The sequence below is a fragment of the Bifidobacterium crudilactis genome, from assembly GCF_000738005.1.
GTDB classification, from domain to species: Bacteria; Actinomycetota; Actinomycetes; order Actinomycetales; family Bifidobacteriaceae; genus Bombiscardovia; species Bombiscardovia crudilactis.
The window spans coordinates 117048-130648 of the sequence record NZ_JHAL01000002.1 but is presented as its reverse complement, the minus strand read 5'-3'; the positions used below and the strand labels follow the sequence as shown (position 1 = coordinate 130648).

Below are 13601 nucleotides of genomic sequence, written 5' to 3'. Positions count from 1 at the left end.
CTCACTCCTTTGCTTCCGTTGCGGCAGGAGCCGACTCGGTTGCAGTGGCTGCACCCTTGGGCGCGCTCTGCTGAGACTGAGCTTCTGCTGGACGTGAGCCTCTGCGCGGCCTGCGATCTGAACCACGACGGCCCTGACGGCCACCCTGTTGCGCCTGCTGCTCTTCGAACTCGCGCTCGGTCATGTCACCCTTGTAAATCCATACCTTGACGCCGATGCGGCCGTACGTGGTACGAGCTTCAAAGAAACCGTAATCAATGAGTGCACGGAGAGTCTGCAGAGGAACGCGTCCCTCGCGGTAAAACTCCGAACGGCTCATTTCGGCTCCGCCGAGACGACCGGCGAGCTTGATACGGATACCCTTGGCGCCTGCACGCATGGCATCCTGCTGAGCCTTGCGCATTGCACGGCGGAAAGTCACTCGGTTGGTCAACTGCTCGGCAATTCCCTGAGCAACCAACTGAGCGTCAATCGTGGCGTTCTTCACTTCGAAGATGTTGAGCTGGACCTGCTTGCCCGTCATCTTCTCGAGCTTCGCGCGAACGCGCTCCGCTTCTGCACCACGGCGACCAATGACGATGCCCGGACGTGCGGTGTGGATGTCCACGCGCACACGATCCCTCGTACGCTCGATGATGATGCGGGATACGCCTGCACGCTCAAGATCCTTGTTCATAGCCTTGCGGATCTTGTCATCCTCCAGCACGAAGTCACGGTAACGCTCACCGGACTTGTTGGAATCGGAGAACCACTTGCTGCGGTGATCCTCGGTGATGCCGAGGCGGTACCCGAAGGGGTTAATCTTCTGTCCCATTATCGGGCTCCTTCCTTATCGGCGACAATGACTGTGATGTGGCTGGTGCGCTTGTTGATGCGCGCCGCACGTCCCTGGGCACGAGCCCTGAAACGCTTGAGGGTTACTCCCTCGTCCACGAATGTCTCCCTGACCACAAGGTCATTCTCGCGGAAAGGCTCATTGGCTTTGTCCGCCTTGACGCGGGCATTGGCAATGGCGCTTTCGAGAACCTTGCGAACGGGAACAGCCGCATCCTGAGGAGCGAACTTGAGAACGGTAACCGCCTCGGTCGCCTGCTTGCCTCGGATGAGGTTGACGACGCGGCGAGCCTTGCGCGGCGTCACGCGTACGTGACGAGCGATAGCTTTAGCTTCCATGTGTCTCTACTCTTCCTCGCCTCAGCGGCGTGCTTTCTTGTCATCCTTCACGTGACCCTTGAAGGTACGTGTAGGGGCGAACTCCCCGAGCTTGTGGCCAACCATGGACTCGGTGACGAACACCGGCACATGCTTGCGACCATCATGGACAGCGAAGGTGTGCCCAATGAAGTCAGGTGTGATCATCGAACGACGCGACCATGTCTTGATGACATTCTTCGTGCCCTTCTCGTTCTGATCGTCGACTTTCTTCTGCAAGTGGGCGTCAACGAATGGGCCCTTCTTGATGCTACGAGTCATCTTTCCGAAACTCCCTTACTTGCGGTTCTTGCCATTGGGACGACGACGAACAATCATCTTGTTCGAAGCCTTCTTTGGATGACGAGTACGAACCTCACCCTTACCCCAAGGAGACACAGGTGGCTTACCACCGCGTGTACGGCCACCATGTGGATGGTCGACAGGGTTCATGGACTCACCACGGGTGATCGGGCGCTTGCCTACCCAGCGAGCACGTCCGGCCTTACCGAGCTGAAGATTCGCGTGATCGGAGTTGCCGACCTCGCCAACCGTTGCACGGCAACGGGCATCGACGTTCCTGATTTCGCCGGAGGGCATACGCAGCTGAGCGAAAGCACCATCCTTGGCGACCAGCTGAACTGCTGCGCCTGCTGAACGAGCGATCTTCGCGCCGCCCAAAGGACGAAGCTCGATGGCGTGAACGACGGTACCAGTCGGGATGTTGCGCAGAGGCAGGTTGTTGCCGGGCTTGATATCAGCCTGGGCACCGGTCTCGATGACATCACCCTGATGAATGCCTTCAGGAGCGACGATGTAACGCTTCTCACCATCTGCGAAGTGCAGCAGTGCGATACGAGCAGAACGGTTGGGGTCATATTCGATATGAGCAACCTTTGCTGGCACGCCGTCCTTGTCCCAACGCTTGAAATCAATCAAGCGGTACTGACGCTTGTGACCGCCACCGCGATGGCGGCTGGTGATACGCCCGTATGAATTGCGCCCGCCGGTCTTGCTGAGCTTCCTCAGCAGCGACTTCTCAGGCGTTGAACGCGTGATCTCAGCGAAATCCGAGACCGAGGCGTTGCGACGACCAGCGGTCGTCGGCTTGTATGTGCGGATAGCCATAATCTAGTTCTTCCTAACTTTCTCGGCTAGCCTTCAGTTGCCGAAGATGTCGATGGTCTGACCCTCGGCAACGGTCACGATTGCGCGCTTCTGAGAAACACGCTGGCCGAAACCGGTACGAGTGCGCTGACGCTTGCCGGCGCGGTTAAGGGTGTTGACGTTCGTCACCTTGACGTTGAAGATCTGCTCAATCGCCTGCTTGATCTGAACCTTGTTTGCGGTCGGGGCCACCACGAAGGTGTACTGGCCGCGGTCAGATCCTGCATAGCTCTTCTCAGAAACTACTGGCTTGATGATGACATCGTGCAATGGCTTGTGGATAGCTGACATGGAAATCAGGCCTCCTTAGCGGATTCGGTCTTGGAACCGGTCTTCGCCTCAACGAAAGCAGCAAGGCCTTCCTTGGAGAAAACGAGATCCTCGGCTGTCACCACGTCATACGTGTTGAGCTGATCGGCGAAGATTACATGTACGGTGGGGATGTTCCTTACGGAAAGCCACTCGTTCACGTTCTCGCGTGAAAGGACAACGGTTGAGAAACGGTTCTCGGCAACCTGGAGCAACACGGCATTGGCCGTCTTGGTCGAAGGCTTGTCAGCAATGCCGAAGTCGACGACGTGCACACGACCCGCATTGGCGCGATCAGAAATCACGTAACGCAGTGCTGCTGCCTTCATCTTCTTCGGGGTGCGCTGGCTGTAGTCACGTGGCTGAGGCCCGTGAACGACAGCGCCGCCAGCCCACTGAGGAGAGCGAATGGAGCCCTGACGAGCACGACCCGTGCCCTTCTGCTTCCATGGCTTCCTGCCGCCACCGGAGATGGTGGAGCGGGTGCGTACCGAGTGAGTGCCCTGGCGTGCAGCGGCCAACTGAGCCACAACAACCTGGTGCACCAGCGGAATGTGAGCCTGAATGTCTTCGGAAGCGATGCCGAAGATATCTTCGGGAACATCCACAGAACCTGCGGAGGCACCCTTGGCGTCAGTGACGTTCAGAACTGTGACGTTCTCAGTTTTGCTTGCCATGAAAATCAGGCTCCCTTCACTGCTGAACGGACGACCACGATGCTACCTGCAGGCCCTGGTACAGCGCCCTTGATAGCGAGTATGCCGCTCTCGGCGTCAGCCGAAACAATGACCAGGTTCTGCACGGTGGCGGTGTCGTTACCCATACGACCGGCCATGCGCTTCCCCTTGAGGATGCGGCCTGGCGTTGCGCATGCCCCGACTGAACCGGGACGACGCTCGTTTTTGTGCGAACCGTGTGTACGACGGTAGGACTTGAAGCCCCAACGCTTGATGGTTCCGGCGAAGCCCTTGCCCTTGGTGGTTCCGGTTACGTCGACTTCTGTTCCCTCAGGGAGCAGCTCGACGGTCAGTTCCTGGCCGGGCTCGAATGAACCGGTGGTGTCGGTGCGAACCTCGACGAGATGACGACGAGGAGTGACACCGGCCTTGGCGAAATGACCTGCAAGAGGCTTGGTGACCTTGGTGGGGTCGATCTGGCCGTAGCCGATCTGTACCGCCTGGTAACCGTCAGTCTCTTCGGTCTTCACCGCGGTGACAACGTTGGTGGACACATCCACCAGCGTCACAGGGACGAAGAAACCATTCTCATCCCAGACCTGCGACATGCCCAGCTTCTTGCCGAGCAGCGCGGTGCGTTCTGTCTTCTGTGAAGTCATGATGGTTCCCTCCCCTCTAGAGCTTGATTTCGATGTTGACATCCGCAGGCAAGTCGATATGCATCAAAGAATCCACAGCCTTAGGTGTGGGATCGACGATATCAATGAGACGCTTATGTGTACGCATCTCGAAATGCTCGCGGGAATCCTTGTATTTATGGGGAGAACGGATAACACAGAACACGTTCTTCTCCGTCGGCAGAGGAACCGGGCCAACAACAGTTGCTCCCGCGTTCGTCACCGTCTCGACGATTTTCTTCGCCGACTGGTCGATGACCTCATGGTCATAGGACTTAAGCCTGATGCGGATTTTCTGTCCCGCCATTGCCGTCCGCCCTTTCCTAGCGATTTAGATACTGTTTACCAGCCTGTTCCTAGAGGGCATTCATGCAAGGCGGTTATTCGGGAATCACACCCAATTACGGGTGCTGGTCCGTCGAACCGACCACATCAATGCACGGCCATGCAAGAAAAGCTGCAAGTTGATTTACAACGCTCCTTGTGCCGCGCTCGCTTTTTTAATTACAAAGTGCGAGCCCAAAACAGGCAACTTCTCTATTAAAGCACATGGGGGGCCTAGAAGAATCCGGGCGTGTCGCCCGGATGCCGTACTGATTTCAGCCCTTCGCGCCCTTTGCGGGCGCTCACTTCGCCTACACACAGCCCACCGGGCTGCGTGCATAACGGCTCAGCGGGCGTGTCGCCCGGATGCCGTACTGATTTCAGCCCTTCGCGCCCTTTGCGGGCGCTCACTTCGCCTACACACAGCCCACCGGGCTGCGTGCATAACGGCTCAGCGGGCGTGTCGCCCGGATGCCGTACTTATATCAAGCCCTTCGCGCCCTTTGCGGGCACTCACTTCGCCTCCAACGCTTATCATGACGGTTTCGTTTACACCTCGCTGATCAATCGCTTTCAGCGATTCTTCGCGCCCTTTGCGGGCGCTCACTTCGCCTACACACAGCCCACTGGGCTGTGTGTTTAACGGTTCAGCCTATAAGGACCAAATACGATAACTGCACTAAAAGGACAGCTTTTCGGAGAAAATATCACCATATTGCTGTCCTTTTAGTGCAGTTATGGAATTTAGCCCCACTGCCACCAAGCATGCGAAGGTCGCGCGCGATGCGATGATCGCGCGCGACCTGGCGTGATTCCGGTGGCGTCAGGCGCGTTCGGAGGCTTCCTCGGTGGCTGCGGCGCCTTCACGCTCGACGCGCTTGGCGTGTGCGGCCTCCTGAGTGATGCCGTAGTAGGCGGCGATGGCGATGTCCTTCATGTCCTCGATTTGGGGGATGCGGGGATTCGCGGGTGCGCACTGGTCCTCGTAGGCGCGCATGCCGATCTGGTCGAGAACGCTCCAGAAGTACTCCTCGTCCACGCCGGCGGCCTGGAAGGTGGGGTCCATGCCGAGCCGGTTGTCACGGTAGTCCTCCACCGCGGTGGCCAGGGCCTCGACGGCGGTCTCTGGGGTGTCGCACTTGAGACCGAGGTTGCGGGCGATGTCCTGATAGCGCTCCGCGGCGATGTACTCGCTGTACTTCGGCCAGCTCGTGGGCTCCTCGGGGACCTCGGCGTTGTAGCGAATCACGTAGGGCAGCAGAATGGAGTTCGTGCGTCCGTGCGCGATGTGACACAAAGCGCCGATGGTGTGGGCCATCGCGTGGCACATGCCCAGGAACGCGGAGCCGAAGGCCATGCCGGCCATGGTGGCGGCGTTGTGCATCTTCTCCTGCGCGGCCTTCCTGGTCTCTGGGTCCTCGCTGTTGACCGCGTTGTCGAGGTTGTCCCACACGAGCTTCGCGCCGTGCAGGGCCATCGCGTCAGTGAAGTCGTTGGCGTACACCGAGGCGTAGGCCTCGAAGGTGTGCGTCAGCGCGTCGAAGCCGGCGTCCGAGGCCAGGCGGCGCGGCTGCGTGCGCGCCAGCACCGGGTCAACGATCGCGACCGAGGGCGTGAGCGCGTAATCGGTGATGGGGTACTTGTAGCCGGTCTTGTGGTCGGTGATGACCGCGAAGGGCGTGACCTCGGAGCCGGTGCCGGACGATGTCGGGATGCACACCAGCTTGGCCTTGGTGCCCAACGGTGGAATCTTGAAGGCCCGCTTGCGGATGTCGAAGAACTTCTCGCGCACGTCGGCGAAGGAGATCTCGGGGTGTTCGTACAGCAGCCACATGATCTTCGCGGCGTCCATCGGGCTGCCGCCGCCGACGGCGATGATGGTGTCGGGCTCGAACTCCTCGCGCATCATCTTCGCGCCACGCTCGACGGTCTCCACGCTGGGCTCCGGCTCGACGTAGTCGATGATGCGGAAGGTCACCAGCTCGGGACGCGCCCGCAGCTGGTCGATGACCTTGTCGACGATGCCAAGCTGCTCCATGACCTTGTCGCACACGATGACGGCCTTGCGGATGCCGTACATGTCGCGCAGGTAGCGCACCGCGTTCGCTTCGAAATAGGTCTTCGAGGGAATCTTGAACCACTGCATGTTGTTGTTCCTCCGAGCGATGCGTTTGACGTTGATCAGGTTCACGGCCTGCACGTTGCCGGACACGGAATTGCCGCCGTACGAGCCGCAGCCCAGGGTCAGGGACGGGGCGATGGCGTTGTAGATGTCACCGATGCCGCCCAGCGAGCTCGGCTGGTTCCAGATGATGCGGCACGCGTGCATCCGCAGCCCGTACTCGCGCACGAGCTCCTCGTCATCCGTATGGATGGCGGCGGTGTGCCCGGCACCATGTACCAACATCTGCTCGCACATCACGAAGGCGTGGTCCTTGTCCTTGGCCTTGAGCACAGCCTGCACGGGGGCGAGCTTCTCCATCGTCAGGGGCTCCATCTCGCCCACTTCCTTGCACTCCGCAGCCAGAATCGTGGCATCGGCGGGAATGGAGAATCCGGCCTGCTCGGCGATGTACTGAGGGGACTTGCCCGGCACCACGGAGTTCAGCTTCGGCTTGTCTCCCGAATACGCGGTGCAGCCGAACATGTACTGCTCGAGCTTCGCCTTCTCGTCGCCGGACACGAAATAGGCCTTCCGATGCTTCATCTCGGCAATCAGACGGTCATAGATGTCGACGTGAGCGATAATGGCCTGCTCGGTCGCGCAGATCATCCCGTAATCGAAATGCTTCGACAGAATCAGGTCGTTCACCGCGCGCTTCACGTTCACATTCCGGTCCACATACGCCGGAGCGTTGCCCGCACCCACACCCAGGGCGGGCTTGCCCGAGGAATACGCGGCCTTCACCATGCCCGGTCCACCGGTGGCCAGAATCGTGGCGATGCCCGGATGCTTCATCAGCGCGCCCGTCGCCTCAATCGAGGGATGCTCGACCCACTGGATGCAATCCTCGGGCGCACCCGCAGCAATCGCCGCGTCACGCACCACACGCGCCGCCGCAACGGAACACTTCTGCGCGAAGGGATGGAAACCGAACACAATCGGGCAACGCGTCTTCAACGCAATCAAGGACTTGAAAATCGCCGTCGATGTCGGATTCGTCACCGGGGTCACACCCGCGACCACACCCACAGGCTCCGCGACCTCAACGATGCCATCGATGTCATCCTCGCTGATGACACCCACCGTACGCTGCTTGACCAGATGGTTCGTCACATGCTCGCACGCGAAGATGTTCTTCGTGGCCTTATCCTCGACCAAACCACGACCGGTCTCCTCCACCGCCAGCTTCGCCAGCACCAGATGCTGATTCAACGCCGCAATCGACGCCTTCGCCACGATGCGGTCAACCTGCTCCTGATTCAGCCTCTCAAACTTCTTGAGCGCCACCAGACCTCGGGAAACCAGCGCATCGACCTCGCGCTCGGCATCAGACGGTTCGGGGGTTGCAGCCGGCGCTGTTTTGGCCGCTACCGTATTCACTGTTGTTCTGTTCTTGGCTGTAACCACGGGTCCTCCTTGGACGTGCAGAAAGCAAAGGCCACGAATCCTGATGACGACATGCTCGGACGGCATATCGTTGTTGTGGAGTTCGTATCATCAGTTCTCAAAACTGTGACTTGCATCACAATTTAGCGTAGAGGGCGTACCAGAACAATTTCTGTTCACGACATGAGGAATCTGAGCGTGTCATGTGGGTTTGCTTGTCATTTTGTGTCTTTATTGTTTGCCGGTTGAACATTTATGCGCATATATGAACATCAGGTCCACCAACCTCGGAGGAACGATCGTTTGTGTAGGGATTGTTGAGTACTAAGGGGCCGTCAACATTGAAATTTGGCAGAATCATGCGTCCCATACTCGTCGAGTTGCGAGAAATCCCCACACAAACGGCATTGATGACGAAAAAACCGTCATTATTACGCGACGGCGCGTGCATCGCCGTGGTTGCTTCGTCGAAAACACACTGAACGGGCGGGCGCAACAGAGCACCAGCAACACATCGAAACTACCAAGGAAAGCAGCGGTGCAGAAACGCAAAAAGCCCGAAACCGAAGTTTCGGGCTTTCGCCACCACCACTGAAACACCGTGGCGGGAAAACAGCGTTTAGCGCTTTGAGAACTGAGGCGCGCGGCGTGCCTTGTGCAGACCGGCCTTCTTGCGCTCGACTGCACGAGCATCACGAGTCAGGAATCCTGACTTCTTAAGTGCTGCGCGGTTTGCATCACGGTCAATGGCGTTCAGTGCACGTGCCACGCCAAGACGGATCGCTCCGGCCTGACCGGTCGTGCCGCCGCCATCGACGAGAACCTGCACATCGAATTTGCCCTCAAGCTTGAGCAGGACGATAGGTGAATTCACCTCACGCTGCTGCAAACGGCTTGGGAAGTATTCTTCCAAAGTACGGCCATTGACGGTCCACTTGCCTTCACCCGGGGTGAGGCGGACGCGTGCGATGGCTTCCTTACGACGACCCGTGCCATAGCCAGGAGCGATAGCGGAGGTGCCGGTACCTGCACCCGCGTTGGTCTCGGAAGTGTACGAAGTCAGTTCCTCTTCGCCCTCGAGGACTGCGGAGTCATTGCTTTGATCTGCCATGTCAGTATTCTCCTTCGGTCCTACTTGGCCTGCTGTGAGATCTGAGCGATCTCAAATTGGACTGGCTTCTGAGGGGTGTGCGGATGGTCCTCGCCCGCGAAGATGCGGAGGCGGTCCATCTGAACCTTGGAAAGACGGTTCTTCGGCAGCATGCCCTTGATTGCTTCGCGAACGATGCGCTCAGGGTTCTTCTGCATCAAATCACCGTAGCTGTCCGCACGCAGACCACCAGGGCGACCGGAATGTGTGTACAGCTCTTTGCCGAGCTTGTCGCCGGTCAACGCAACCTTGGAAGCGTTGACTACGATCACATGGTTACCCGAATCGGCGTGAGGCGCGAAAGTCGGTTTGTTCTTGCCACGCAGCAGGATTGCAACCTGGGTGGCCAGACGGCCAAGCACCACATCAGTGGCGTCGACGATGTACCAGTCATGGGTCAAATCGGCTGGTTTAGGCGTGAAAGTCTTCACAGTTCAACCTTTTCTTTGCATTGTGTTCCGGGCTTCACATTAGGCAAACCATTACGTTCGCCATGAGAAGCCTCATTATCCGTGGGCTCCCTGAAAGTCCTATGGGCGAGTGGGAAACGCTTCGAGGACCCCTGAGGGAAACACAACAATCCTCTACTATAACGCTTACTCGCTCACTGTCAAAGTCCACCGTGTCATCAGCCGCGTATCCGATTCAGGCCGTGCGCATAATCGCCGCCAGAGACTGCAGGCGCTTGTTGGTGAACAAATCTTCCAGAAGCACGTTCTTCGCTTCGGAATCCCCAAGGGGAATTCTCCAGTTCGGATACTCGTTATTCGTCCCGGGCTGGTTCTGCGCACGCCGCTCCCCCACACCGTCCGTCAGCGCAGCAGCCAGCAGTTTGCAGGAAGAAGCCGTCAGCGCCTTGTACTGGGCCTCGACTATCTGCTGCTCGCCCACGGTCCTGTTCTTCACCTCATCCTCATTCAGGAAACCGCCCTCGACCAGCATCGACATCATCGCCTTCTGCTCAGCTACTGCGGATGCCATGAAATCCTCGGCGGTCCCCGTCAGCAAACCGAGCCGTTTGTGCAGTTCGACATGCTCGTAATTGAGATACCCTGCATCCGGCGGCATATCATGCGTGTTCACAGAAGCGAGGGCGCACTCCCTCCACTGGGACGGAGCGCGGAATTTCCCGTTGCGCTGCTCGAACCACTCGACCACGCATCCCAGCACCTCGTGCCGAATCAGTGAATCGGCCACGTATTGCGGTACCACGCCAAGGTCCTCGCCGACGACGATGCCGTTCACACGACTTGCCTCAATAGCCAGAATGCCCAGCATCGCCTCGGAACGGTAGTTGACATACACGCCCTGCACGGCACTCATCCCGGCAGGAATCCACCACAATCTGAACAGACCCAGGATATGGTCGATTCGCAACGCTCCCGCATGCGCGAACATGCCGTGCACCATGTTGCGGTAGCTGAGATACCCTGTGCGTTCCAGCTCCACTGGATTCAAAGGCGGCTGGCTCCAGTTCTGCCCTTGTTGATTGAAGTAATCAGGAGGCGCCCCCACCGTGACGCCCTTGACGTATCTGTCCGGATTCCACCAGACCTCAGCCCCCTGAGGGTGAACGCCGACGGCCATATCCGACATCACGCCGATACGCATACCCACATGTTCCGCCTGCCGCTGCGCCTCGTCAAGCTGCTGCGTGGCTATCCATTCCATCCATCGGTAGAAGTCCAATGTATCCGGGTATTGCTCACGCAGAACTTTGATTTCCCCGCTGTCCTTGCCGAAGCGGTTGACCCACGAGTCCGGCTTCTCGCTCGGAGCACCCCACTTGTCGTAGGCCAGGCACCATGTTGCATAAGCTTCGAGGTCATCTCCGCACGTCGTCACATAATCGGCGAATTCACGCTGCCGCTCCACGGAGCGACCAAGCTTGTATATCAGCCACAAGGCACGCATCTTGTGCTTCCACATCGTGTCCCGGTCGATATGGTCCGGATTGTCGTTCAACGGCAGGCAGGCCTCGTAGGCGGCCTTGACCTGTGCAAACGACTCCTCACCGAGCAGTTGATATTCCTGAATCGCCTGCGGTCGAATATACGTGAAATTCACCAGACGCCGGGATACCGGCAGATAGGGGGACGGAGTGAGCGGTGACACCGGCTCGGCGGCGTGCATCGGATTGACCAATACGAAGTCCGCACCGGTCTGGCCCTTCGCCTGAACCAGCAGCTGTGCCAGGTCGGCAAAATCACCTACGCCCCAAGACGAGCGAGAGCGTATGGAATACAACTGGGCCATCCAACCCCAAGGGCGAATCTGCGCTTCCGGAACCGCCCACGGAATCGAACGGGGAGCACATATCAACGTCGAGGTCTGCTCCCTCTCGCCCACCGTGACGATGAGACGGTGGTATCCGACCGGAAGGTCGGCGGGCAACTCCAAGGCCGCATTGACGACGAATCCATCGTCCAGAGGGTAGGCGGCTGCGCCATCACCACTGGCAGGCATCAGAGAACGGGGGTATTCCTCACCGTTTTCGAGAATAATCCTTCCTGCGGGGATATCCAAAGCACCCGCATGAACCGGAACCGTGGATGCCTCTCCCGCCGTCATGAACACGGTGGGCTCAATCAGTTCGCGATGACGGGCATCCTGCAGCGTTTTCAGCGTGGCTCTGGCCTGACTAGCGTCAGATGCCTCGAAACCCAGGCTCTTCAGTGCCGCGACCAGCACCTCGTCCTCGATTTCGTGATAATCGTCGTTCTGGCCCACATAACTCGTTGACAGCCCGACGGCTCTGGCCAGTTCAATCAGCGGTCGATGCAGCCGCTGGTTACTCTCTACGTGCTCCATAGCCCAAGTGTAAGTCAAGCACCCACAAGGCGCACCAACCAGCCGCCACCGAACACAACCGGCTCTATCGCTTTTCGACCCATACGGAAGGCGGTAACTGCACTAAAAGGACAGCTTTTCGGAGAAATGCTTACCAAATTGCTGTCCTTTTAGTGCAGTTATCGTCTCGTACCTGTACACATTGGACCCGTACACGCCACACGTTTTATCTTGCGGCCAATGCCCGCTGAGCGGCCTTCGCCACATCCGGTCGAGCGTCCCGGGCAAGTTTTTCCAGCATTTCGCTACTCGTATTAGGGTTCAACGCCACCGCCCTGCGTACCATCGAAGACAATACGATAGGAGCGTCATTCTCGGTTTCGGCACCAAGTTTTCCCAGCACATCAAGGGTTGCGGTATCCGTCCCCGCGCTCTGTGCGCCTTCCAGTCGCATCTTCCATGACGTCTGCGGGTTCACCAAGGCGGCTGCACGCACCTTCGCATCCTCATCCTTGGTGAGATTACCGACAAGCCAGTTTTTATCGGACACATTGGCTGCGACCGCTCTGCGCACCTGCGCATCAGGGTCCTGGGAAAGCTTCACGAGAACATTCGGGAAAGGCATGTTTTCAGCCAGGAACACACGGTCCTCAAGAGGCGTGTGCGGATTGCCCGCCACCGCCTCAAGCAGTGCCGTCGCGCGAGAGAACGCCGATTGATTGCTGCTGTCCGGCAGTTCGGCTCGGGCCACCTCGCTGAGTTCCTTGCTGTCGATGGAATGGCGAAGACGCTCGTAGGAGACCGTCAACGTCTCCTGAACCACGCTCGTGGCTTTCTCCTGAGCTGCAGGGGCGGCCTGATCCTCCAACTGCTGCTTCTTCTGCTCGATGTCATCGGCATCGGATTCGATGGTCGGCGCGGAGTCGGGCACCGTAGTCTCGCCTTCGTTCGTCCTCATGGCTTCAACACCTGCAGCCTCGCCGTCAAGCCGAGCATCCTCATTCACCGTCATATCCACCGTATTCTTCGCATCCTGCGTCGTAGCCATACCGTCAGCATAATTGACACCGGCGAACAAGCTTCATCCTTTGTCGCATACCCACGACCTCAGACGGGGATGGGCACATTCTGGCTGCCTGCCCTCTTCAAGGAGACCGTCGCATTGAAACTTTGCGTGATGCGGTTCTCAAAAAGCCTTGTTTTCGATTCAGGCACCGTCGCCTGCGCCTCGATATGATCCGAGTATTCCACGACCTCGAACAAGCCCTCCTCATCCGCAACCACGCGCTTGCACAGTTCCAACTGCGAGTAAGCAAGCGCGAAACGGTATACCGCGCTCGGCACCAATCGTGCAATCCTTGCGGCATGCAGAGCCGAAGAAGCCGCGGTTGAGTAAGCACGAATCAAGCCACCGGAGCCAAGAAGCACACCACCGAAATATCTGGTGACCGTCACCATGCAATCGATGAGATGCTGCTGCCGGATGCAATCGAGAATAGGCTTGCCGGCAGTGCCCGAGGGCTCGCCGTCGTCACTCATACGTTCCGATTGCTTTGCAGGAGAGTCCCCCCAAATCGTGGCATAGGCAATGTGGCGAGCCTTGGGATGCTGAATGTGCATCTCTTCGAGAATCGCCGCAACATCGTCATTGGAGTCGATATGCCAACAATTCCCGATAAAGCGCGAGCGCCTTTCCTCGAATTCCGCTTCCGCCGGTGAACCCTGAGGGTTGAGCACCGTATACACTTCCGGACCGTTCACAGATG

General features: G+C 58.5%; 14 protein-coding genes. All 14 read right to left on the bottom strand.

All coding sequences use genetic code 11. From position 1 onward, the window contains the following. Position 1: 1 nt before the first annotated feature. Complete coding sequence (rpsC, locus tag DB51_RS02780; RefSeq protein ID WP_034251546.1) at positions 2-814, bottom strand: 30S ribosomal protein S3; 813 nt, start codon at positions 812-814, stop codon at positions 2-4. Next, positions 814-1173 carry a 50S ribosomal protein L22 gene (gene rplV, locus DB51_RS02775; RefSeq protein WP_034251543.1) on the bottom strand — a complete coding sequence of 120 codons (360 nt, stop codon included), beginning with the start codon at positions 1171-1173 and terminating at the stop codon, positions 814-816. The genes rpsC and rplV overlap by 1 nt, the downstream gene beginning before the upstream one ends. Positions 1174-1194: 21 nt before the next feature. Next, entirely contained in the window at positions 1195-1473 is a 279-nt protein-coding gene (gene rpsS / locus DB51_RS02770; protein WP_033494732.1) for a 30S ribosomal protein S19, read from the bottom strand. Positions 1474-1488: 15 nt separating this feature from the next. After that, the gene (gene rplB, locus DB51_RS02765; protein ID WP_034251540.1) at positions 1489-2319 is read right to left on the bottom strand and encodes a 50S ribosomal protein L2; all 831 of its coding nucleotides are present in this window, start codon (positions 2317-2319) and stop codon (positions 1489-1491) included. A 33-nt stretch (positions 2320-2352) separates the two neighbouring features. Then, positions 2353-2649 carry a 50S ribosomal protein L23 gene (rplW, locus tag DB51_RS02760; RefSeq protein WP_034251537.1) on the bottom strand — a complete coding sequence of 99 codons (297 nt, stop codon included), beginning with the start codon at positions 2647-2649 and terminating at the stop codon, positions 2353-2355. A gap of 5 nt (positions 2650-2654) precedes the next feature. After that, entirely contained in the window at positions 2655-3344 is a 690-nt protein-coding gene (gene rplD, locus DB51_RS02755) for a 50S ribosomal protein L4 (RefSeq protein ID WP_034251534.1), read from the bottom strand. Between the two features lie 5 nt (positions 3345-3349). Next, positions 3350-4003 (bottom strand): 50S ribosomal protein L3, encoded by a 654-nt coding sequence (gene rplC / locus DB51_RS02750; protein WP_034251532.1) that lies wholly within the window; start codon positions 4001-4003, stop codon positions 3350-3352. 16 nt (positions 4004-4019) lie between these two features. Continuing rightward, the gene (gene rpsJ / locus DB51_RS02745) at positions 4020-4328 is read right to left on the bottom strand and encodes a 30S ribosomal protein S10 (protein ID WP_003827292.1); all 309 of its coding nucleotides are present in this window, start codon (positions 4326-4328) and stop codon (positions 4020-4022) included. An 840-nt stretch (positions 4329-5168) separates the two neighbouring features. Further along, positions 5169-7889 (bottom strand): bifunctional acetaldehyde-CoA/alcohol dehydrogenase, encoded by a 2721-nt coding sequence (gene adhE, locus DB51_RS02735; RefSeq protein ID WP_034251526.1) that lies wholly within the window; start codon positions 7887-7889, stop codon positions 5169-5171. Positions 7890-8514: 625 nt separating this feature from the next. Further along, positions 8515-9006 (bottom strand): 30S ribosomal protein S9, encoded by a 492-nt coding sequence (rpsI, locus tag DB51_RS02730; protein ID WP_033494720.1) that lies wholly within the window; start codon positions 9004-9006, stop codon positions 8515-8517. A gap of 20 nt (positions 9007-9026) precedes the next feature. Continuing rightward, on the bottom strand, positions 9027-9476 hold the full coding sequence (rplM, locus tag DB51_RS02725) for a 50S ribosomal protein L13 (RefSeq protein WP_034251523.1): 450 nt from the start codon (positions 9474-9476) through the stop codon (positions 9027-9029). 214 nt (positions 9477-9690) lie between these two features. Further along, positions 9691-11856, bottom strand: coding sequence for a 4-alpha-glucanotransferase (gene malQ / locus DB51_RS02720; protein WP_034251520.1), 2166 nt, complete (start codon positions 11854-11856; stop codon positions 9691-9693). A gap of 205 nt (positions 11857-12061) precedes the next feature. Then, a complete protein-coding gene (locus tag DB51_RS02715) occupies positions 12062-12793 on the bottom strand; it encodes an AbrB family transcriptional regulator (RefSeq protein WP_051867444.1) in 732 nt (243 codons plus the stop codon). Between the two features lie 149 nt (positions 12794-12942). Next, positions 12943-13596 carry an IMPACT family protein gene (locus DB51_RS02710; RefSeq protein WP_238548284.1) on the bottom strand — a complete coding sequence of 218 codons (654 nt, stop codon included), beginning with the start codon at positions 13594-13596 and terminating at the stop codon, positions 12943-12945. Positions 13597-13601: the final 5 nt, after the last annotated feature.